General features: G+C 44.8%; 22 protein-coding genes. 15 read left to right on the forward strand and 7 right to left on the reverse strand.

Features of this window, described 5'->3' with window-relative positions:
- Positions 1-287: 287 nt before the first annotated feature.
- From L5L97_RS10605 to L5L97_RS10625, 5 genes are all read left to right on the forward strand, one after another.
- Positions 288-755 carry a GNAT family N-acetyltransferase gene (locus tag L5L97_RS10605; RefSeq protein WP_263181834.1) on the forward strand — a complete coding sequence of 156 codons (468 nt, stop codon included), beginning with the start codon at positions 288-290 and terminating at the stop codon, positions 753-755.
- A gap of 992 nt (positions 756-1747) precedes the next feature.
- Positions 1748-3064 carry a hypothetical protein gene (locus L5L97_RS10610; protein WP_263181835.1) on the forward strand — a complete coding sequence of 439 codons (1317 nt, stop codon included), beginning with the start codon at positions 1748-1750 and terminating at the stop codon, positions 3062-3064.
- A 19-nt stretch (positions 3065-3083) separates the two neighbouring features.
- Positions 3084-3614, forward strand: coding sequence for a hypothetical protein (locus tag L5L97_RS10615; RefSeq protein WP_263181836.1), 531 nt, complete (start codon positions 3084-3086; stop codon positions 3612-3614).
- The gene (locus L5L97_RS10620) at positions 3611-5599 is read left to right on the forward strand and encodes a GMC family oxidoreductase (protein WP_263181837.1); all 1989 of its coding nucleotides are present in this window, start codon (positions 3611-3613) and stop codon (positions 5597-5599) included. The genes L5L97_RS10615 and L5L97_RS10620 overlap by 4 nt, the downstream gene beginning before the upstream one ends.
- Positions 5600-5933: 334 nt before the next feature.
- The gene (locus L5L97_RS10625; protein WP_263181838.1) at positions 5934-6311 is read left to right on the forward strand and encodes an SH3 domain-containing protein; all 378 of its coding nucleotides are present in this window, start codon (positions 5934-5936) and stop codon (positions 6309-6311) included.
- A 303-nt stretch (positions 6312-6614) separates the two neighbouring features.
- Here the strand turns inward: L5L97_RS10625 and ylqF are convergent, their stop codons facing one another.
- Both ylqF and L5L97_RS10635 read right to left on the reverse strand, forming a co-directional pair.
- Positions 6615-7556 (reverse strand): ribosome biogenesis GTPase YlqF, encoded by a 942-nt coding sequence (gene ylqF, locus L5L97_RS10630; RefSeq protein WP_011919190.1) that lies wholly within the window; start codon positions 7554-7556, stop codon positions 6615-6617.
- A gap of 150 nt (positions 7557-7706) precedes the next feature.
- Positions 7707-8546, reverse strand: a complete 840-nt coding sequence (locus L5L97_RS10635) for an isopenicillin N synthase family dioxygenase (protein WP_263181839.1) — start codon at positions 8544-8546, stop codon at positions 7707-7709.
- A gap of 325 nt (positions 8547-8871) precedes the next feature.
- On the opposite strand from L5L97_RS10635, the gene L5L97_RS10640 reads away from it, so the two are divergent.
- The gene (locus L5L97_RS10640; protein ID WP_263181840.1) at positions 8872-9777 is read left to right on the forward strand and encodes a bifunctional methionine sulfoxide reductase B/A protein; all 906 of its coding nucleotides are present in this window, start codon (positions 8872-8874) and stop codon (positions 9775-9777) included.
- Between the two features lie 148 nt (positions 9778-9925).
- On the opposite strand, the gene hemB is transcribed toward L5L97_RS10640, so the two are convergent.
- Positions 9926-10909, reverse strand: coding sequence for a porphobilinogen synthase (gene hemB, locus L5L97_RS10645; protein ID WP_028760201.1), 984 nt, complete (start codon positions 10907-10909; stop codon positions 9926-9928).
- 351 nt (positions 10910-11260) lie between these two features.
- Here hemB and tsaB point away from each other — a divergent pair, with 351 nt between their 5' ends.
- The 7 genes from tsaB (at position 11261) to rnd (ending at position 18082) form a co-directional block, all read left to right on the forward strand.
- Positions 11261-11974, forward strand: a complete 714-nt coding sequence (gene tsaB / locus L5L97_RS10650; RefSeq protein ID WP_263181841.1) for a tRNA (adenosine(37)-N6)-threonylcarbamoyltransferase complex dimerization subunit type 1 TsaB — start codon at positions 11261-11263, stop codon at positions 11972-11974.
- A gap of 106 nt (positions 11975-12080) precedes the next feature.
- A complete protein-coding gene (locus L5L97_RS10655) occupies positions 12081-12395 on the forward strand; it encodes a hypothetical protein (RefSeq protein WP_263181842.1) in 315 nt (104 codons plus the stop codon).
- The gene (locus L5L97_RS10660) at positions 12388-13116 is read left to right on the forward strand and encodes a M50 family metallopeptidase (RefSeq protein ID WP_028760198.1); all 729 of its coding nucleotides are present in this window, start codon (positions 12388-12390) and stop codon (positions 13114-13116) included. The genes L5L97_RS10655 and L5L97_RS10660 overlap by 8 nt, the downstream gene beginning before the upstream one ends.
- Before the next feature lie 210 nt (positions 13117-13326).
- The gene (locus L5L97_RS10665) at positions 13327-14139 is read left to right on the forward strand and encodes a class I SAM-dependent methyltransferase (RefSeq protein ID WP_263178598.1); all 813 of its coding nucleotides are present in this window, start codon (positions 13327-13329) and stop codon (positions 14137-14139) included.
- 21 nt (positions 14140-14160) lie between these two features.
- Positions 14161-15024 carry an alpha/beta fold hydrolase gene (locus L5L97_RS10670; RefSeq protein WP_212599828.1) on the forward strand — a complete coding sequence of 288 codons (864 nt, stop codon included), beginning with the start codon at positions 14161-14163 and terminating at the stop codon, positions 15022-15024.
- Positions 15025-15228: 204 nt separating this feature from the next.
- Complete coding sequence (gene fadD / locus L5L97_RS10675) at positions 15229-16902, forward strand: long-chain-fatty-acid--CoA ligase FadD (protein WP_263178597.1); 1674 nt, start codon at positions 15229-15231, stop codon at positions 16900-16902.
- Between the two features lie 70 nt (positions 16903-16972).
- Positions 16973-18082, forward strand: coding sequence for a ribonuclease D (rnd, locus tag L5L97_RS10680; RefSeq protein ID WP_263138285.1), 1110 nt, complete (start codon positions 16973-16975; stop codon positions 18080-18082).
- Between the two features lie 92 nt (positions 18083-18174).
- Here the strand turns inward: rnd and minE are convergent, their stop codons facing one another.
- Genes minE through minC form a run of 3 tightly spaced genes read right to left on the reverse strand, consistent with a single transcriptional unit; the run spans position 18175 to position 19937 of the window.
- Positions 18175-18432, reverse strand: coding sequence for a cell division topological specificity factor MinE (gene minE, locus L5L97_RS10685; RefSeq protein ID WP_028760193.1), 258 nt, complete (start codon positions 18430-18432; stop codon positions 18175-18177).
- Between the two features lie 2 nt (positions 18433-18434).
- Positions 18435-19244 carry a septum site-determining protein MinD gene (minD, locus tag L5L97_RS10690; protein WP_006086391.1) on the reverse strand — a complete coding sequence of 270 codons (810 nt, stop codon included), beginning with the start codon at positions 19242-19244 and terminating at the stop codon, positions 18435-18437.
- A 27-nt stretch (positions 19245-19271) separates the two neighbouring features.
- On the reverse strand, positions 19272-19937 hold the full coding sequence (minC, locus tag L5L97_RS10695; RefSeq protein WP_263181843.1) for a septum site-determining protein MinC: 666 nt from the start codon (positions 19935-19937) through the stop codon (positions 19272-19274).
- A 122-nt stretch (positions 19938-20059) separates the two neighbouring features.
- Between minC and L5L97_RS10700 the strand changes: the two genes are divergently transcribed.
- Entirely contained in the window at positions 20060-20338 is a 279-nt protein-coding gene (locus L5L97_RS10700) for a YcgL domain-containing protein (RefSeq protein WP_028760191.1), read from the forward strand.
- A 143-nt stretch (positions 20339-20481) separates the two neighbouring features.
- A complete protein-coding gene (locus L5L97_RS10705) occupies positions 20482-20922 on the forward strand; it encodes a YcgN family cysteine cluster protein (protein ID WP_131525467.1) in 441 nt (146 codons plus the stop codon).
- Positions 20923-21096: 174 nt separating this feature from the next.
- Here L5L97_RS10705 and L5L97_RS10710 read toward each other — a convergent pair whose 3' ends face one another.
- Positions 21097-22617, reverse strand: a complete 1521-nt coding sequence (locus L5L97_RS10710) for a methyl-accepting chemotaxis protein (protein ID WP_219252690.1) — start codon at positions 22615-22617, stop codon at positions 21097-21099.
- Positions 22618-22721: the final 104 nt, after the last annotated feature.

Consider the following 22721-nt stretch of genomic DNA (forward strand, 5'->3'; position numbering starts at 1 on the left):
CTCTAAAATGCCCCAAAGCTTGTTTCAAAGTTTAAAATGCAAGTGGGCGAATAAAGTTGTGGCTATAAAAAAGCTAATGTGATGAGGTTACTTTCAACCTAGAAGTCATGCCCGTCCGAACTTTCAATAAAGCTACAGCAAAGTAAACATCATCATAAAGTCATTAATAGATATCAGTATAGTTTGACTACAAACATCAATGGTTGTGGGCTGCTTGCCTTGTCAGGTTTAGTTGGTAAGATGTTGTTCATAAAGAAAATCAAATCGTTGTACATTTAAGGACATATATGGAAATTTCATTACTTGCCGATAATCCCTCTGCGATAGACACGGTAGCTAGATGGTATTTCAATGAATGGTGCCAAGACAATGGTAGTTATACCGAGGAGGAAGTCGTTGAAAAAGTATCTGCATCAATAAATCGAGATACTGCGCCTATTCTGATCGTCGGAAAAGTAAGTGGTGTTCTTGCTGGTTCAGCAGAGCTAAAAATTCGAGAAATGGACATATACCCAGAATTTGAGTTTTGGCTTGGTGGTGTTTACGTCACTCCGCAGGCCAGAGGGCAGGGTGTCGCCTCAAAACTTGTGAAAGAGATAATATCGCTAGCACATAAAATAGGCGTGAAAAAATTATATCTTCAAACAGAAGATTTAACCGGAGGTTTGTACCTACATCATGGATTTAAGCCTATAGAACAGGTGAATTATAAAGGCATAAATGTATTGGTTATGGGCACAAACATCGGTGAATAACAAGTGTGTGAAGGTACATTGTGGCTCAATTGTGGGAAGCAAGTGGAACGATATGATCATATTTCACAGGGCTACCTAAGTAGGTCAAAGCATCCCCAAATGGCATCATTTTTAATCTTAGAGTTTTCGTCAGTACAAGAAAATAGATTTCCTGTTTCAACAGTAAGAACAAGTTGTGTTCTGTTTCAGTCAAAGTGTTTATAAAGTCATTAGCAAGGCCATATAATCAGATGCTGAGTGACTCTTTACAGAATCTAATGATGAAAATGAGTCGAAATCTTCCAAACTTTGACAGTTATTGTTGAATCAATGGCTACCAAATAAGAATTAGGCCACGCGTAGTTGCGACCGATTTTACGATCGCTTAGTTAGTTCCTGTCCACGCTTGGTCCTCGCAGACTTCAGATCAATGTTGAACTCTTGATATCACATTATGCTTTTTACCGCTGTTATCGTCGTGTCGTGCGGCGGGCTTTTTTGCAAAAAAAATAAACCTCCTGCCTCACGCTTGACAATAAGTGAAACGTAAACAATCTTTTAACATGGAATATTTTCAGAAGGTTACTTTTCTTTCTGCAGCATAGAATTGTTTTCATTACGGGAACACAGGAGTGTTTAACCCTTCCACTGAGATAACTAGGTTTCATTTGAGGTGATCCTCAATGGATTATCTAGGCTCAAGGTATCGTGATAAAACGCAATCATGAAAAGGAATTTCAATGAAAGACGTTAATATTTATCCGTATCAATCATTCTGTTCAGACCTGCTCAGTGAGCCAGAGACTACGATCAAAACAGCAAACTTCAATTTTAATATCGAAACCCATTTATTGGGATTTGGTTGAGGTCAAGTTTTGTTCGCTATTTGTATTGTGACATCACGCCTGCAGTGGCGAGTGTTGTGAAAGCCCTGATTTTAAGTCGTTAAAGAAAGTGGAGTTGTAAACGTTTTAAGCATTGAATAAGTCCCAATAACAAGGAGAGTTAATTTCATGTCTATCAAATCTTTTAGCTACAGTACGCTTTTTTTGTGTATGAGTGCTGCTGTACATGCAGAAGCACCAGTAGAGACAAAAACAGCTATAACGCTACCCACGTTAAGCCCTGTTATGCCACTGGAAATCACAGCAAACCCCCCGTTCTCACTCGAAAGCCTGCAACATGATTTTGATGATTTTTCTTGGCAATCGTTTATTGCACTTAACTGGCCAGCAAATGCCGATGGCACACCTAATACCACGTCCACCATTGGGCAAAAAACTAACCAGCCAGTCGTGTGGCTGCATTGGAAGGAAAGCCGGGAGATTTTTTTACCCGATGGCGTAAAACCACCTGGGTGGGATCAGTCCAATAATGTGCCGGATGTTTGCAAAAGTATTGATCCCAAGTCCATTCCTGAAGGGACTATTTATTTAACGCAAGTAGGGAAGACCCCGAATGTGTTGGATGAAAGTGGTGAGCCTTTTACAACGGGTCCATTGATTGATCAAAACGGGCTTTATACCCGTTATGAAATATTAACCAATGAAACCATGTTCAATTTTATTTTGGACAATAACCTCTACAGTAAAAAAGGCCAGAAACAGTTTAATGCCGATGTCGATTTTACCGCGAGCGACAGTAAAACCGGGCAGGTAGGTTCTATCATGCTTAAGGCCTCATGGATAAAAATGGGCGGCAAGTTTGATGCGACGAATTACTATACGACTTATGCGCTAGTTTATAACAATCCCGAAGAGCAACACGGGGTCAAGCCAGCTTGTGCGCTTGAGCAAGTCGGTCTAGTGGGGTTTCACATTGCTCACAAAACCACGGGTGAACCACAATGGATTTGGTCTACCTTTGAGCATGTCGCTAACGCGCCAACCCAAGGTGAGTCAGCATCATTGTCGGCATATAATTTTTACGATGCTAAATGTACTGACTGCAAAGTGAATGAACCCCCAGCACGCCCGTGGGATCCGGCAAACCCGCACACTAAACCAACTCAAGTTGAACGCGTTATTCCTATCACTGCCGATGCTAAAGCCTTAAATGCCAGTTATCACGCTGCACTCGACGCTGTCGTGCCGGGATCGGTATGGAAGAACTACGAATTGATCAGCACGCAATGGCCTACCGATGCCAAAAATCCCACCGATCCAACGGGCGTGCCTGCTCCCTCATTTTTAGCGAACACCACGCTCGAAACTTATATCCAAGGTTCGGTAAAGCAAACATCAAGCAGCTGTATGGCTTGTCACAATAATGCGGCAACCACTAACGGTAATTTTGCAGATTTCACTTACTTGCTGCAACGCGCGCAATAATTTACGAAAGGAACTCATCATGACTGATATTACAGGCGCGACTGCCGACACTATGAATAACTTTATTGGTTTGAGCGCGGTATTCACCGGCTTTGCGACCAGTATTATTGCCCCGACGTTGGATCCCGTGGATATTAAATCCGAATACTTAGCCGTGTTTACGCAAAAAATAACCGAAGAATCGAAGGACCCAACTTTAGTTACAACTATTCTGCAAAAATTTGCGGCGTTAAAAGCGCAGCAATTATCAGATCAACAAATTGGCATGCAAATGCTGGCGCCAGATAACGGGGCTAATTTTGTGTTGGCCTGTCGTAAATTAATTTTTATGTGGTACTCAGGTGCATGGCCAACCATTATTCCCGCGACGGATACAGAGCCGGAAACCACGGTTAGCGATATGATTTCGGCTAAAAGTTATACCACAGGTTTAGTCTGGCAAGTTATGCAGGCGCATCCGATGGGGGATTCAAATTATCGCTATGGCTATTGGGCGAAACCACCCGCTGCACTGTCGGCATATACGGGTCATCAAGGAGGTGCTGTATGAGCACTCAAACCAATTACGATGTCATTATAGTGGGATCAGGTATTGCCGGCTCTATCATGGCTTATCAACTGGGGATGGCGGGGAAAAAAGTATTAATCCTCGAAGCAGGGCAGGAAGTGCCGGTTGACCGCAGTGGTTACATGGAAACCTTTTTTAAAGCCAATGCTAAAACACCTGAGTCACCTTATCCTCCAACCACGCAAAATCCAGCGGCATCGACGGCGGATAATCCACTCGGATTGCCTGATCCCGCGAAGGAGAATGTGCCGCGTTATACCGTGTTGCAAATTGGCGCATGGCGCAATCCAAAGCAATGTTATTTCGATTACACGCCGCAGCCTGAACATTTGAAACCTGACAGCCCTGAAGCAAAGTTTGCTTTTGCTAGTTCCTATGAGCGTATTGGCGGCGGCACAACTTGGCATTGGCTAGGAACCAGTTTGCATTTATTGCCCAATGATTTTGAGTTGCAAACCCAGTATAAGCAGGGCGTGGATTGGCCCGGTGGAAAACAATTTTACCAAGCGCTGGTTCCTTACTATGAACAGGCGACCAATGAGATTGGCGTCGCCGGTGACAAAGAGGCGATGGATCAGCTCTATCGCGGATTTAATGTTTCACCGGATGGCGTTTATGGCGCGAATTACGATTATCCCATGCCTGGCATTGTTTCATCTTTAGTCGATCTACAATATGAACAAGCTGTGAGCGATATGGTGTACGACAATATTCAATTGTCAGTCACGCCAACCCCTCAGGGGCGCAATTCATTACCGGGTGAACGCCGTCAATGTGCGGGGAATACAAATTGTATTCCTATTTGCCCTATCCAAGCCAAATACGATGCCACTGTGACGCTCGGGCGAGCATTGCAAACCGGCAATGTAGATGTGTTTTATCGTCACGTTGCGACAAATGTTCAAGTGGATGAAAATACAAAGGATGTTGTTGGTATTGATTATGTGACCTATCAAACTCACGGGGGGATAGCGACGGGCGGCGGTACCGTTACGGGTAAAAAATATGTGATTGCAGCTCACGCGATTGAGACGCCTAAATTATTGCTCATGTCTAAACGTAATAAAGCCTGTCCGAACGGCGTCGCCAACCATAGCGATCAAGTGGGGCGTAATTTGATGGATCACATTATGTATTTGGCCTGGGGTCTGGCGAAAGATCCTGTCTATGGTTTTCGGGGGCCTTTATCTACTGCGGGTATAGAAAGTTTACGTGATGGCGCCTTTCGTAAAGACCGTGCCGCCTATCGTATTGAAATCGGCAATGAAGGTTGGCAGTGGGCAGCAAATGATCCATTCACGACCTTAGCTGATTTTGTATTTGGGCAAAATAATTCGCAATTAAATGGGGATTCTGTCAATCAGCAGGGGATTCCATTACGGTTTGATCCCGCCATGTCTGCGAATAGCGCCTTATTTGGTGCCTCACTGGTGAATACCTTGAATGGTATTTACACACGGCAAATTCGTATGGGCTATTTAATTGAACAATTACCTGATCCGGAAAACCGTGTCGAGTTGTCGGAGACGCTGAAAGATAACTTAGGTTTGCCGCGCCCCAAATTAACCTATCGTGTACGCGAGGATTATGTGCGCAATGCGTTCGTGTCGGCTAAAGATATTTCGACCAAACTCTTTGACGCCCTTGATGCTCGGGAATATACCAAGGCTCCGCCTGCGCCGGTATTTTATGGTGATAAGAGTCAAGTAACGTCGAATAATTTTGAATATCAGGGCCATAATTTTACGTTTTACGGTGCTGGACACATTGTGGGGACGTATCGAATGGGGGACTGCAGAGATAGGTCGGTGGTGAATCCTCGTCAGCAATCTTGGGACCATAGCAATCTGTTTTTAGTCGGTAGCGGAGTGTTTCCAACAGTTGCAACGGGTAATCCAACCCTCACTTTGGCAGCGTTGGCATTCCAGGCTGCAGATCATGTTTTGGAAGACCTTAAAATAAGTTAAAAAAGTTGTAATTATTCATTAGCTTGCTGTTAATTTCCATTGAAAACCGCGTGCAAATTGGCGCGGTTTTTGGCTAACTGAATATACCTTCATATTACGCTAACTGGTATTTTCCTACTCATAATGCAGTTTATTGTCATCGTATTTAAAATCAAAATATTACAGTTTTTTTATGCTGATAATTAGTTTGAAAACTGTGCATGCGTGTGTTGTCGGATAGTATGTCTGATAGAAAACTGATAAGTTTCACTCAAACCGAGCGTTAATTGGGCGTGCTTTAATAAGCGAACAAAGTTAATTTTTACGAATATTTATCAAAAGGTTAGCTGAATACATGACTACTAAGAAATATATCGTTGTCAATCCACATGAAAGTGAGTTTCCTAACCCCATTACGTTCAAAAAAGGTGATCCTCTTATCGTTGGAGAAAAATATGCAGGTCCTGAAGGCTGGGATCTCTGGTTCCTTTGCACTACGCCAGGGCAAGATGCTGGTTGGGTTCCTGGTCAAGTGATTCAGCGCCTAAAAAATGCCAACGGGCTGGCGCTTGAGGACTATACGGCAAGAGAACTTAATGTGCATGAAGGGGAACAACTCATTGGCACACGAATGTTGAATGGCTGGGTATGGTGTATAAAAACTGTCAGCGAAGAATCAGGGTGGGTACCATTAGAAAACTTGAAAGAAGTGGTAGATCTATCCCGCGACTAAAGCACCTTTGCCGTGCAGTCAAACCCAAGATGGTTCCTTGGTGTATTGTGCTAAGAGGATGATGAATGGCGGATATTAAGAGCTTATATCAGGCACGCAGAAGTCATTGGCGTAAAGTGTTTTTTAACGCGAAAGTTTCGTTTCTGATAATAAAAAAACCAGTATATTCAATATACTGGCTTTAACTTTAAACATTGATGAATGAGCGCCATAAGCTGGAATATAAAAGTCATTAGCGTCTTGTCTTTAATGTCTTTAACAAACTCTGCGCCTTAATATTCCAAATGCAGAGTGTCGGGCTGACTAGTCGTTATGACGTTTGCCTGAACGTTTAAGTCTCTCTGCTGCCAGTTTGGCTTCTTTCTCGGCTTCTTTTTCGGCCATGATACGGGCGACTTCAATCTTTTCAAGCTCTGCCATCGCAGGCGTTTCTAGCGAGAGTAAGCCTATTTTCCCCGAGCGATATTCATGCAGTAATAACTCTGATGCCTTGTGCATATCGATGCGACCACCGGGACGCAGCGCACCACGTTTGCGGCCGATTTCCTCGAGAAGTGCAACATCATCCTTTGGTAATTCACTTAAGTTATAGCGCTCACAAATCTCTTTTGGATAAGCGGTTAAGAAATACTTGGCGGCGAACAGGGCCACATCTTCATATTCCATCGCCGTATCTTTAATCGCGCCAGTGACGGCAAGGCGATAGCTGCTCGCTTCGTTATCCACTTTGGGCCATAAAATACCTGGGGTATCCGACAGCACGATACCGTTACGTAAATTGATCCGTTGCTGGGTTTTGGTTACCGCAGGTTCGTTACCGGTTTTGGCGATAACACGGCCAGCTAAGGTATTGATGATGGTAGATTTCCCAACGTTGGGTATTCCCATGATCATAGTGCGAATGTCTTTTTCGGTTTTATCACGACTTGGCACTAGTTTACGGCAGAGATCAGGGATTTTTTTCACCATTGCCGCTTGCAGTGTCGTGATCGCCGTGGCTTTGACGCCTTGCTCACGCTCTAAGTATTCAATCCATTGTGCGGTGATCTCTGGATCGGCCAGATCAGATTTATTGAGCAGTTTGATACAAGGTTTGTCGCCTCGAAGCTGAGCCACCATGGGGTTTTCGCTACTGTAGGGAATACGCGCGTCCAGCACTTCGATAACAAGATCGACCTGAGGCATTGCCTCTTCAATCTCCTTGCGTGCCTTGTGCATATGCCCCGGATACCACTGAATTGCCATGATAACGCCTTGTCCTAAATAACTTAAAGAACGGCTATTCTACCTTGAAGGTGGCGAATGTCATAAAAAAAGCGCCCTAAGGCGCTTTAATCGCTTAATCCTTGACTGTCTCTTGCGATTGTCACTGAGATTAATAGGCTGAATTAAGGTTTAGATCACCCCAAGTTCGCGCAATCTTTCCATCAGATAACTGTCGGCGGTATAGCGATCCGATAGCACTACAGTAGGGTTTGGATGTAAAAATAACGGCAAAGAGATCCGTGACTTGGTTTTATCCGTACCTTCAGGATTGATGACGCGGTGTGACGTCGATGGGAAATAGCCGCCAGAGGCTTCCTGTAACATGTCACCGATATTGATGATAATGTTGCCAAAATCGCTTGGGACATCTAACCAAGTGCCATCTTTGGCTTTCACTTGCAATCCAGGCTCATTGGCTGCAGGTAACACTGTGATCAGGTTGATATCTTCATGTGCCGCGGCGCGAATGGCGCCCATTTCTTCACTGCCCGTCATCGGCGGGTAATGCAGAATGCGCAGCAAGGTTTTTTGGCTGTTGGCGATCATTTCTGGCAATGGCATCGAAAACTTGGCTTTTACGTCTTCTGGTGAGTATGTTTCGATCCACTCTAATAGTTCTGCAGCCAGTGCGTTGGCTTTATCGTAATAGGCGAGAATATTGGCACGCAGTGAATCGGGAATACGGCCCCAAGGGTACACGTGGTAGTACTCTTTAATGTCTTTGACTGTGTTGCCTTTGGCGGTTTCAGAAATCGATGCAGGGAAGAAACCGTCGTGGGTTTCTTTTTTAAACATATAGTCGTTTTTGGCTTCTGAATTAAAAAAGGCTTGCCACTCGGTGTAGATGTCTTCAACTAAGCGCTTATCAATCGGATGATTAGATAAAACACCAAAGCCAGTTTCCCGAAGTGATTCAACGAATTGCTGGGCACTGTCTTCAGCGCGGTAATCAATGGTTTCTAATTTCATTTTGGTTTCTACTTGTTATATTTAGTTGTAATTTGACCCGCTGCAAGTGTAGCCGTGCGCTGATGTGGGTGCAAATACTCAGCGACTGTGATCTGGATCAACTGCCGTATTTTCCGTCATTTATGCAGTCGCTTATATGAGCACTTAATATGAGCACTTATATTAGTACTTACTTGAGTGGTAAGATTTTAGTCACCAGCCGCATTTTGAAGCCGAGTGCAAGAAATCTTGCTTGGAGTGGGTCTTATGTTGGCTTCCTTATAAATCAGCTTCTTAATCAAAGAATATCGAAATACACAACGACGTGAGTCGAAAGGGCATTAATATGAATAAACTGACCGATTTTGAACGCTATGTTATCGAAGAGAAAGGCACTGAACGCCCCTTTAGTGGTGAGTATTATGAACACGATGCTAAGGGTTTGTATTTATGCAAAAAATGCCATGCCCCCTTGTATCGCTCTGAGCATAAATTTAATGCCCATTGTGGCTGGCCAGCCTTCGATGATGAAATTGCCGGCGCTGTAACCCGCCACATAGACGCCGACGGCCGCAGAACTGAAATTGTTTGTAGCCAGTGCGGCGGTCACTTGGGGCATGTCTTTGAAGGTGAAATGTTAACACCTAACAATATCCGTCACTGTGTTAACTCAGTTTCTATGGTTTTCAAAGGGATGGATGATGCTGTTGAACCAGCACCGAATCACTTTGCGACTTTTGGTGCAGGGTGTTTTTGGTGCGTCGAAGCGATTTTTAAAAGCCTAAAGGGCGTGGTGAATGTCACTTCAGGTTATGTCGGCGGCGAAGCCCATGATGCCGATTATAAATCTGTTTGCTCGGGCCAAACCGGCCATGCTGAGGTTGTGCATATCGAGTTCAACCCAGAGGAAATTGATTTTACGACGCTATTACAGGTCTTTTTTGAGAGCCATGATCCGACCACGCTTAATCGCCAAGGTAATGATAAGGGGCCACAATATCGCTCCGTGGTGTTTACCCATAATGCTGAGCAGATAGAGCAAACTACCGCTATGCTTGCTCAGTTAGCAGTAGCCAAGGTTTTTGATGCGCCGATAGTGACCCAAGTTTCAGCGTTTGATACTTTTTATCCCGCTGAAAATTATCACAACGACTACTTCGCTTTACACGGTGAGCAGCCCTATTGTCAGATGGTCGTGCGTCCTAAAGTGGAAAAAGTGAAAGCCTTGTTTGCAAGATTGCAGAAGGCTTAAGTGAATAGGGTGTTAAATACAAAGACGCCACCGATAAAGGTGGCGTTTTTTATGGGGTTTCTAAAGTGCAAAACCTAGTTGTTCTCTTAACAAGCCGCTTAGCTATCGGTTTAACGATTAGCGTAACTTTTGATTAGCTACCGACGCACTATCGGCTTTCAGTTAACCATTGGGCGTATTGTTTGGTGTAATAGCTGACAATCAAATCTGCACCCGCCCGCTTTAAGCCGATAAACGTTTCAGTCACCACAGCACGCTCATCCAACGCGCCCGCAAGGGCGGCAAATTTAATGCCCGCATATTCACCGCCGACTTGATAGGCGGCGAGTGGCAAGTGGGTTTCTTGTCTTAAACGGCTGAGCACATCTAAGTAGGGGGTGCCGGGTTTAACCATCAGGATATCGGCGCCTTCGGCTTCATCTAATGAGGCTTCTAACAGGGCTTGACGACCATTAGCATAATCCAGTTGATATCCCTTGCGATTTCCACTGAGTTCACAATCGACCGCGGCTCTAAAAGGACCGTAGAAGGAAGAGGCGAATTTTGCCGAGTGGGCCAGAATCGCCACATGTTCAAAACCTGCGGCATCGAGCCCTTGGCGAATGGCTTTCACTTGACCGTCCATCATGGCCGATGGTGCTAACATATCAGCGCCCGCTTTGGCGGCTGTTATCGATTGCTTAACTAAATTTTCGACTGTGAGATCGTTGCAGACTTCATTATTGTGCACCACGCCGCAATGGCCGTGATCTGTGTATTCACAAAAACAAATGTCGGGGATCACCATCATCTCAGGCACGGTAGCTTTAATGGTGCGCACCATACGGGCGAGTAAACCATTGTCGTCCCATGTATCGCTGCCCTTATCATCTTTAGTGTGGGAAATCCCAAAGGGCATCACATAGCGGATCCCGAGGGCGTAAAGCTCGCGAACTTCATCCGCCAGTGCGCTCTCAGGTAAGCGGCTGATGCCTGGTAGCGTGGAGATGGGCACGGCATGGGTGATATGCTCTTCAATGAACAGGGGATGGATAAGATCGCTCAGCGAAATATGGGTTTCGCGCAGCAGATCGCGCATTGCTTCTGAATTACGTAAGCGTCTTAAGCGACGCAATGGAGGCGTGTTTAACATGAAATGTCCTTATCTAAGGCGGGTTAAAGCAATCGTACAATACTAAGGGAATGGCAAGGGATAAATTCGCCCCTTACTTTTCTGCTCTGACAATCAAAGTTGAAAAAGTTTCCCCAAGCGAGCGATATTCATTAATGAGTTTATTGATCATTGACTTAGATCACATAAATTCATCTCGTCCAGATTTGCGACTGAATATCATGCGAGCGCTATTTTAGCTGAGTTGCTTGCTTAGCCCTTTGTTTTCGGGCATTTGATGTTATTATTTGCGCCAGTTTTCTCATGGCATATTCGCGCAATACAGATTATGTAAATTTGATGCGAAATCTTGCCCGCTAATCCGGTTTTGAAATGACAATAACACATGAACACTCTGCTTGTATTCTTGCCTTAGACACTTGTACCGAATCCTGCTCAGCTGCGCTGCAATATCAAGGTCAGATTTATGCTGAACTTGCCGATGCGCCGCGTGAACACAGTCAACGTCTGCTGCCTATGGTCGATTCAGTGCTCAAGCAAGCGGGCATTCGCTTAGATAAAGTGACTGCGATTGCTTACGGACGAGGCCCTGGCAGTTTTACGGGGATCCGTATCTGCACTAGCATGACGCAAGGTCTGGCACTGGGATTAGATTTGCCTGTGATTGGTATTTCAACCTTAGCGGCAATGGCACAAATGGCGATTAGCCAGCATCAAGCCGAGCAAGTTTTGTGCGCCATTGATGCGCGCATGGGCGAAGTGTATTGGGGCCAGTTTGTGGCCGTTGATGGTATTGCAACGCTTGTCGGTAAAGAAGTGGTCAGTTCACCTGCGGACGTACAACTTCAGCTCGATACTCAAGCGCCAATTGTGGGCTGCGGCACAGGTTTTGATGCTTATCCCGATTTGCTGGCACTCGGCAAGGGGATTTTAGCTCTCGAGGCTGTGAAATATCCCGATGCAAAGGCTATGCTGATATTGGCTGAAGCAGGCATAAAAGCTGGACTGATAACCTCGGTCGATGAGCTTGAACCTGTGTACTTACGTGATACAGTGACATGGAAAAAGTTACCCGGCCGTGAATAAGCTGTTCTTTGCCTGAGTATCTGCGATAGAATCTCAGGCGACTGATACTAAGCATTCTTTACGATGAATGGCTTAACGATGGATAGTGCAAACTTAAGGCTTCTTGATGCAAGTTAATGTGAATCAAATGAGTTTGACGAATGCTGTAGCGAGTAATAGACCCGCTATCGCTCAGGGGCTGACTGCGCCTGAATCGTCACGCCCAGTGATTGAGCAAGACGCTGTCGAAGCCCTTAGTTTAGAAATTCAGCCTAAAAGTAAAAACGCAGCGGGAAATTTACAGTCAAGGCTTGGTGCACACCTCGAGTATGAGCAAGATACTCGCGGCCATCAGGGAGCGATTGCCCAATATTTACAAACCCAACATGCCGCCAAACGCGATGAAATTCAGCAAATGGTGGGTGTGGACTTGTATGCTTGAGCATCAAAAAACGTCTTCCCGTTCAACCTCGCGATTTTCCTCTTCTAAACTGACAGGCTTAGCCACAAGTGGTGTGCCAAGCCGTGGTTTGTTTATTATCGAGCTAGTTTTAGCTTTATTGATAACTAGAATTCCCTATTTGAGCGTGCCGTTTAAATGGCTTGAAAGCTATTTTCATGAACTGTCCCATGGCATTGCAACGATTTTAAGCTCGGGCGTGGTCAGCCATATTCAGTTGTTTCCGAATGGAGCAGGATTTTGTTTTAGCCAAGGCGGCTCGCCGATGTTTATTGGCTTTGCTGGGTATTTTGGTGCAGCCTGTTGGGGATATTTAATCTATTTATTAGCGACTTGGCCAAAGGGGATCCGCGTGAGTTTTGCCTTGCTAGGTGCCTTAGTGGTGCTAAGCGGCTTGCTTTGGGGCAGGGATATTCTCACGTTAGCGATTTTAGCTGTGCTGACTATTATTTTGTTGTTACCGCTTAAACTCAGTCAAAACAAAATGTTGACTCAGTTTTTGCGTATTATTGGCTTGATGATCATGCTTAATGCGCTTGCGAGTCCGACAGTGTTGCTCGGGCTTGATGGTCAAGGTGATGCAGTGATGTTGGCTGAGCGTTCTTGGATCCCCGCGTGGATTTGGGTGGGATTATGGTTATTAACCAGTGCCTGCGCTTTGTATTTTGCGTGGCGCCGCGTAGATAATGCCGCAAGTCGTTAGTTCTCAAGCTTGTTTAATGCCTCAGTCGTCTAGTGTTTTCCCCATCGTTTTTCTGCTTTGAACTTTGTTGATTTAGGTAAAGGTGATTTTGCTCATCACTTTGAGCTATAAACACTTATGTCGCTTAAAGCTTAGTTTTCCTACTTCTATTCCTTGGATTTTTGGCCATTGGCTGCTAGGTTAAGCCTTCGGTATCCATGGAGAATTACAATGAAAAAAGTCACCTTAGTTGCCAGTCTGCTGCTTGCTGGTTTATGTTCGAGTGTTACCTATGCCGATGAAAGCTTAGATAAAGTCTTAAAAAGCGATTTTCGTCAGGCTAAAAATGCCAGCCGTGACGTTTATCGTCATCCCGCTGAAACCTTAACTTTTTTTGGCATTACCCCAAAACAGACTGTGATTGAACTCTGGCCGGGTAATGGCTGGTACAGTGAAATATTAGGGCCTTATCTTGCTAAAGAGGGCCAATATATCGCAGCCAGTTTCGAAACGGCTCCTGCGACAGATACTCCCGGAAATCGTTATCGCGCGAACGCGGGTACTAAGTATGCTGCGTGGATGACGGCCAATAAAGACGTCATGGGCAATGCTAAGATTGTTACCTTCGATCCTCCACATAAGATGGATTTAGGTGCTGACGGTAGTGCTGATCTGGTATTAACCTTCCGAAATCTACATAACTGGGCATCGACAGAACAGTTGGAAAACGTGTTTGCCGCGTCTTCTAAAGTGTTGAAGGACGGCGGTATCTTTGGCGTGGTAGAGCATAGAGCCAACGAAGGAATGAACTTCAGCACTGGCTATATGGATCAAGCAGCTATGGTTGCTTTAGCCAAAAAAGCCGGTTTTACCTTAGTTGAAAGTGCAGAAATCAATGCGAACCCCAAAGATACGAAAGATTACGCCAAAGGTGTTTGGACGCTACCGCCCTCTTTTGCCTTGGGTGATACCGATAAAGAAAAATACCAAGCGATCGGTGAAAGTGACCGTATGACACTTAAATTTGTCAAAAAATCATCTTAATTACCTGACATCAGAGGCATTATGTGGCAATCTTTCGCCCCCAAAAATCAAATCGAATTTGTATTACCTCATATTAAGGTCGCGGGCCGATTATGGGGGGCGAAGGATAAACCTTTATTACTTGCCTTACATGGTTGGTTAGATAACGCCAACAGTTTTGAACCCTTAGCAGCGCATTTACTTGATTATCAAGTGCTTGCCATTGATTGGCCAGGACACGGCTTTTCTGCACATAGGCCGGGACACTATCCGCTGCATTGGATTGATTATTTGTATGATTTAGACGCGTTGTTAACGGCATTACCGCAAAAGCCAGCGGCAATGATTGGGCATTCGCTTGGCGGTATAATCGCCTCAGCTTACACGGCGACATTTCCCGAAAAGGTTAACAAGCTGGTATTGATTGAAGCGTTAAGCCCCTTGTCTGAGTTGCCAACGCAAGCTAAGGCGCGATTGAAAAAAAGCTTCTATCAGCATGAGAAGTATTTAACTCAGAAGCATGGGCAGGCAAAGATTTACGACAGTATAGATACTGCGGTGCGGGCGAGGGCACATTTAACAGGACTTGCCGAACCTTGGTGTCGTTTGTTGCTCGATCGTAATATGCAGCCCGAAGGTGATGGCATAGGTTGGCGTAGTGATCCTCGATTAAGATTAGATTCACCCCAACGATTAACCTTCGCCCAAGTTGATGCCTTGATGCAGGACATCAATGTCGAAACCTTATTAATTTGTGGCAAACAGGGATTTAGCCAGTTGCAGAGCGCGATACCTAAGGCCAGAACGTGGTTCAAGCATTTGTCTGAGCACATAATTGAGGGCGATCATCATGTGCATATGGACAATGCCGAAGGCGTTGCACGTTTGATCCGCAAATTCGTTTAATAGGTTGCTTATATGGGTATAAAAAAGACGCTAGGTTTTTTGTTTTTTTTATGTGATGATGATCAAAATTAAAACGCTCGTATGATTTATGACGAGTAAATCAATAACTATAAAATGTAAGCCGGTATTTTAACTCGGTATTTATCGAGTCTTGACGCTTGTATGGATATTGTTTCCGCAGTTGTGGGGATTTAGGAGAGAGTAGTGGATCAGCCTTGGATTAATCATTTGCCAGAAGATGTGCCTGCTGAAATTAATGTGGAACAATACTCATCGCTTGTCGACATGTTCGAGACAGCGGTGTCTAAGTATGAAGATCAACCTGCATTTATCAACATGGGTGCCACGCTAACCTACCGTAAATTGGAAGAACGCAGCCGAGCATTCGCTGCGTATTTACAAAATGAATTAAAGCTTGAAAAGGGCGACCGTGTCGCTTTGATGATGCCAAACCTGTTGCAGTATCCCATTGCATTGTTTGGTGTTTTGCGTGCAGGTATGGTGGTTGTTAACGTTAACCCACTTTATACACCGCGCGAGCTTAAACATCAGTTGATTGACTCTGGCGCCAAAGCCATTGTGGTGGTGTCAAACTTCGCCCGCACTTTAGAAGAAGTGGTCGAGCAAACTCCTGTTGAAAGCGTGATTATCACCAGTTTAGGTGATCAATTAAGTGCACCAAAACGTACCTTAGTGAACTTTGTGGTGAAGTACATCAAGAAGTTAGTGCCAAAATACAATTTACCCCATGCCTTATCAATGCGCGATACCTTATCAACGGGTCGTCGCATGCAATACATCAAACCAGAAGTCACTAACGATGATTTAGCGTTTTTACAATACACAGGAGGCACCACTGGGGTCTCTAAAGGCGCTATGTTGACCCATGGCAATATTGTCGCAAACGTGTTGCAGGCCGATGGTGCATATTCTCCCGCTTTAAACGATGGCAGTGAGTTTGTCGTAACGGCCTTGCCGCTGTATCACATCTTCGCCTTGACCGTGAATTGCCTGCTGTTTTTGCACAAAGGTAGTCAGAATTTACTCATCACCAATCCTCGCGATATCCCAGGATTTGTGGCTGAGTTGAAAAAGTATCCTTTTACCGCATTAACTGGGGTGAATACCTTATTTAACGCTTTAGTGAACAGTGATGATTTTTCCCAGTTGGATTTCTCACGCTTAAAACTCTCTATCGGTGGCGGCATGGCGGTACAAAAAGCCGTGGCGGATAAATGGCAAACCATTACTAAAACCCGTTTACTTGAAGGTTATGGTCTGACGGAAGCCTCACCCTTATTAACCTGTTGTCCATATAACTTAGACGGTTATAACGGTTCAATTGGTTTTCCTGCCCCTTCGACACTGATCCAAATCCGTAATGATGACGGCAAGGTATTAGCCCAAGGCGAAACCGGCGAGCTTTTTGGTAAAGGTCCTCAGGTGATGAAAGGCTATTGGCAACGTCCTGAAGAAACCGCCAAAGTGATCGACACTGACGGCTGGTTAGCCACGGGCGATATTGGTTACATGGATGAGAAAGGTTTCTTCTATATTGTCGACCGTAAGAAAGACATGATCTTAGTATCAGGCTTTAACGTATTCCCTAACGAAGTCGAAGAAGTGGTTGCACTTCATCCAAAAGTGATTGAAGTGGCTGCCGTTGGTGTGCCAAACGACGCCAGTGGTGAGTTAGTGAAGGTATTTGTGGTGGCAAAAGATAAATCTTTAACCGCTGAAGACATCATTAAGCACTGCCGTATTCATTTAACGGGATATAAAGTGCCGAAGCTGGTAGAATTTAGGGACGAGTTACCTAAAACCAACGTGGGTAAAATCTTGCGACGAGAGCTTAGAGACGAAGCTAAGCGCGCGTAAGATTGAAGCCGGCATTTGCCGGCTTTTGTTTTTATGGACTGTGATTGACCCACAGGATCTGGAGAAGAATTTGTCAGCGTTTCAATATGTGAGTGATGAAGCAAGCCTTAATGCCCTCGTTGCCCAATATAAACAGAGTAAGATACTCGTGTTAGATACCGAGTTTGTTCGTACTCGTACTTATTATGCCAAGTTAGGTTTGATCCAAGCCTATGATGGTAAAACCTTAGCTTTGATTGATCCGGTCGCTTTACCTGATTTAACCCAATTTTGGGCGCTGTTATCGGACCCGAATATCGTTAAGCTAGTGCATTCCTGCAGTGAAGACTTAGAAGTTTTTGCCCACTATGGCAAATGTCAGCCTACGCCTTTGTTTGATAGCCAAATTGCCGCCTCTTTGTGTGGTATGGGCCACGGTGTGGGTTATGCCAAGTTAGTTGAAACTTGCCTTGGTGAAGTAATCGATAAAGGTGAATCGCGTACCGATTGGATCCGTCGTCCTTTAACGGAAGCCCAGTTAAGCTACGCCGCCAATGACGTCCTGTATTTGTATCAGCTCTATCCTCAACTGGAAGCGAAACTCAGCGCCCAAGGGCGTTTAGCTTGGTTATACGAGGAAGGGGAAAGGATGACTCAGGGCAGGCTTGCCGATCCTGATCTTGATACAGCCTATTTGAAAGTGAAAAATGCTTTTCAACTCACTGAAATTCAATTGGCTTACCTTAAAGTGCTCGCCAAATGGCGCCTTGAAAAAGCCTTAGTCCGTGATTTAGCCTTAGGTTTTGTGATCAAAGATCATGGTCTTATTGCATTAGCGAAGAAGCAACCTAAAACTTCGGCTGACTTGTTTAAGCTCAATGACTTGACCGAACAGGAAAAACGCATCCACGGCAAAGATTTATTACGTGTGCTACAAACTGCGGATTTAGTTAATTTACCCGAGTTAGTGGATGTATTGGCATTAAAATCAGGCTACAAATCGGCCTTTAAAGCGATTAAAAGCTGTTTGGTCGAATTATGCGAAAAGCATGATGTGCCGCAGGAAATGCTCGGTTCTAAACGTCATATCCATGAGTTTTTGCAATGGCGTTGGGATAAGCAACAAGGGGATTTACCAGCAGTGTTATGCGGTTGGCGAGGGGAATTGGCAACTGAGGCTTTAGCAAAGCTTGAGGTCTAGTGCTTAATATTTCGTACTTGAATCCATTGCTGAAAAACATCCACATCAAAATGTCATCTTCAATTGAAGATGACATTTTTTGTGTCATCGACTTATCTGTCAGGCAAAGTGACGTTAAGCTCGAGTACCGACAGGTTGGCGTCGTTTTGATCTAACTGCACAGAAACTTGATCATCAGAAATCGGCACATATTTGCGAATAACGGCAATGATCTCTTGTTTCATCTGTGGGAAATAATCGGGAGTGTCCCTTTGTCCACGTTGATGAGCCACGATGATCTGTAGGCGCTCTTTTGCCATTACCGCAGTGCTAGGCTTTTTCTTGCTTTTGAAATAGTCGAGTAAAGACATAATTAGCTACCAAATATCCGTTGTAAGAAACCTTTCTTTTCTTCCGTAATAAAGCGTACTGGTACATCTTCACCCAGTAAGCGTGCGACTGTATCACTGTAGGCTAAACCTGCATCACTTTCTTGGTCGATAATCACTGGTACGCCTGAGTTAGAGGCTTTCAGTACAGATTGTGACTCAGGAATAACGCCGAGTAACTCAATGGCCAGAATTTCTTGAACATCATCAACACTCAACATTTCGCCCGATTTTACACGGCTCGGTGAATAGCGAGTCAGCAGTAAGTATTCTTTGATTGGCTCAAGGTTTAGCTCGGCGCGGCGTGATTTGCTCTGCAGCATACCTAAAATACGGTCTGAGTCGCGTACTGAACTGACTTCTGGGTTAGTGGTCACAATGGCGATATCGGCAAAATACAGTGCCATCATAGCGCCTTGCTCAATCCCCGCAGGTGAATCACACAGAATAAACTCAAAGTCTTTGGCTAAATCGTCTAGAACACGGCCAACGCCTTCTTTGGTCAGCGCATCTTTATCACGGGTCTGTGAAGCGGGTAAAACGAATAACTTGTCGCAGCGTTTATCTTTGATCAGCGCTTGATTTAAATTGGCTTCACCATTGATCACATTAACGAAGTCATAAACAACACGACGCTCGCAACCCATGATCAAGTCTAAGTTTCGTAAACCTATATCGAAATCAATAACGACTGTCTTGTGTCCTTGCATGGCAAGACCGGTCGCAATTGCAGCACTCGATGTGGTTTTACCTACGCCGCCTTTACCTGAAGTGACAACAATAATTTGTGCCATGTTTCTCTCTATCCTTTGTTCTGCCATTTAGAGGGGCAATGATTCAACCATAAGCGACTCACCGTTTAGGCGAATGCAGCCGCTTTTATCTGAGCTATGTTGTTGTAGATTTTCAGCGAGCCAATATTGCCCTGCTATTGAAACGAGTTCGGCCTCCAGAGAGTGGGCAATAATAACGGCGCTGGAATCGCCCGCGGCGCCTGCCATGGCTTTCCCTCGTAATGCGCCATAGATATGAATGCTACCATCTGCGATGACTTCTGCGCCATTGCCTACCGCACCAAATATGATTAAATCACCATTTTTTGCGTAGACTTGTTGGCCTGAACGAATATTTTGCTTCACTATCTTAGTTTGGCGCGGGGCTGGCGGCGGGGTACTACTCTGTTTTCCCGCTTTGACTATGGCAAGGCCTAAGTCTTTTGCTTGTTTACTGAGTACGGTTGTCGCGCCCGTTATGCCAACAATCACTAATTGACGTGAGATCAGCAGATCCTTTAACGCACTTAAATTCAAGCTGTCGTGCTGAATGGCACTCAGATTGACGACTAAAGGAGCACCCAGAAAAAACTGAGGAGCCTGTGCCAATTTATGGTCTAATTCAGTCATGACAGCTTGTAAATCGCTGCTATTAATATGAAGCACTGAAAGAGTAAAAGAAGCGCCTTTTAACTCTAAGCTAGGTTTTGACATCCCGGCACTATTCTCCAGAAATCATCAGTCGGTTCGCTGATTTTACAATTAAATTACTAGGCGACCATGTTATAGTGTGCCCCATTGACTGGCAAGTTTGAACTATTGGATATTTGATTCTTATGCTATGTGCCGTTTATAAAAGTAGCCGAAAGGCTGATACTTATTTATTTGTGAAGAAAAGAGATTGTTTTGACGATGTTCCAGTGCCTTTGATGGAAATGTTTGGCGTGCCAAAGTTGGTGATGGTGTTTCCTATCGCTAAACGCGACGCGTTAGGAATGGCAGATATACATAAAGTCAGAGCAGCAATGGCAGAAAATGGCTTTTATTTACAAATTCCACCACCTCAGGTGAATTTATTGGCTGAGCATAAGCTGAGCCTTGGGATCAAAGATTAACCAGGTAGCATCAAGACGCTGCTAATGAGCTCAGGCGCGTCAAACCACACTCGTTAATCTCAGTGGCATTGCGTATCTGACGACAAATTAGTGTAAAATAGCCCGCATTGAGCGGGTTTTTTATTAAGAAGATATAGTTAATCATGGCATTTTGGCAGAGTAAAACATTAGCGCAGATGAGCACAACCGAGTGGGAATCCCTGTGTGACGGTTGTGGTAAATGTTGTTTAAACAAGTTGATAGATGATGAAACCGAAGACTTGTATTACACCAATGCAGCTTGCCTTTTGCTCGATCATCAAACGGCAGGCTGTCAGCATTACAGTGACCGTTTCACCCATGTCCCCCAATGTACAGTGATCACGATTGATAATATCCATGAGTTAACTTGGTTGCCCGACAGTTGTGCCTATCGCCGCCTAGCGGCAGGGCGTGAGCTACCGAGCTGGCATCCGCTGCTCACAGGCTCCAAAGAAGCGATGCATTTAGCGGGTATGTCGATCCAAGGCAAGGTGGTGGATGAAAGACGCGTGAAGGATATTGAAGATCATATCGTGCTATGGCCACTTAAAGACGTGGATTAACAGACGTGAATTCATTTTGCCGTAGCGTTATCGATTGAAAATTAACTTATTAATTGAAACGACACTTGTTGATTGGAAAGTGACCGTCAGAATGAAAACAACAAGGGAGCGATTATCGCTCCCTTGTGCATTTTGGGTGTTAAGTGAATATAAATTCCATCAAATAATGCTCGACTAGATTTTTAATCCCACCATCAACTGATCAAGTTGACCAGCTGTTGCTTGCAGCTCATCACAACCTGAAACCGACTGGTTGGCCGATTGCTCCACATCGTGGGACTGGTTACGAATTTCCATTAAGTTAGTTGCAATCTCGTTGGCCACTGCCGATTGCTCTTCGGCCGAGGTTGCAATTAGCACACTCATTTCAAACACTTTGTTGCTGTGGTGGGCGATAAACTCTAAGTCTTTACCCGTTTGCAGTACGTGTTGTTTACCTTCATTAGCTTGATTCACAGTACGTGACATCACTTGTGTCAGATTGCGAGTACCCGATTGAAGTGATTCGATCATGGTTTTGATTTCAACCGTTGCGGCCTGAGTTCTCCCCGCTAAAGTACGTACTTCATCGGCCACCACGGCAAAGCCACGACCTTGTTCACCGGCGCGCGCCGCTTCAATCGCTGCGTTGAGGGCGAGTAGGTTGGTTTGCTGGGAAATCGCATTAATAGTTGACACCACTTCATCAATTTTACTGGCGTTGTCATTGAGTACACCCACCGCATTTGAGGCCGCGGAGATTTCATCCGATAACACATCGATGGCCTTAACTGTGGTTTCAATATCTTTCCCGCCCGCGCTAACCTGTTGATTGGCTTCTTGGGTTTCGGCTGAGGATTGTTCGGCATTGCGGGCAACTTCTTTCACTGCGGCGGTCATTTCTTCCATTGCCGTCGCTAAGGAGTCCAGATGTTGTCTCTGGTTTACCGCCAAGGATTGACCTTGCTGCGCAGTGCTACGAAACGATGATACAACTTCGCGTATTTTAGCGGTCGATTCTGCGATTTGCTTGACTAAGGTATGTTGACGTTCTACTAAGGTATCTATGCTGATGGCTAAGATACTGAACTCGTCTTTTACTTCGAAGAAGTTTAAACGCCCCGTTAAATCACCCGATGCGGCCCGTTTTAATGCCATCACTGTCGTATAAAGTGCGCCGCCTACGAAGGTTGAAATGTAATAGCTGAACAAAAATAGCACAAACAAGAGTGCCGCCATTAGGCCATAAACCAGCAGGTTATCGTTGGCGAGCAAGGCATCAATTTCTTTGCTGTCTAGGGGAATAATCGTGATCAGGTTTTGATCGTTAACGCGACTCACAGCTCTAGGTTGCTTACCGCTATCATCGATACCACCGCCACTGCGAGCGATGGATTGCGCTTTACTGTCGGCTTCATTTACCGAAACAATGCTGACATTACCTTCAATTTCGCGACTAAGTTGATTAAGGATAGTTTGGCGTTCTGGCTCTGGTAGTTTGTTATATAAGCTGCCAGTGACTTGGTTGATTTGTTGTGAAGCATTTTGCAGACTATTGAGTTGTCCTTGAATTAAGGTTTGCTGGGATTGGTTATCTAGGAAAAGCGCCAGTCCAACAATCATCAACATAGGAACGATAGAGAGAATAGCGAATTTAGTTTTTAAGGTCATATGGATAAGGTATTGATCTATCCAGCGAAATTTTACTTCTTTCATGAGTGCCTCGATAAAATGGGCCATAAACCGAATTTATATCGGTCAGTTTGCCATAGACTTTATAGTTTTCTGTTTTGTAATGATTTGTATGGTTAATGTAGTCT

It is taken from the genome of Shewanella sp. SM71, from assembly GCF_025653905.1.
GTDB lineage: Bacteria > Pseudomonadota > Gammaproteobacteria > Enterobacterales > Shewanellaceae > Shewanella > Shewanella oncorhynchi.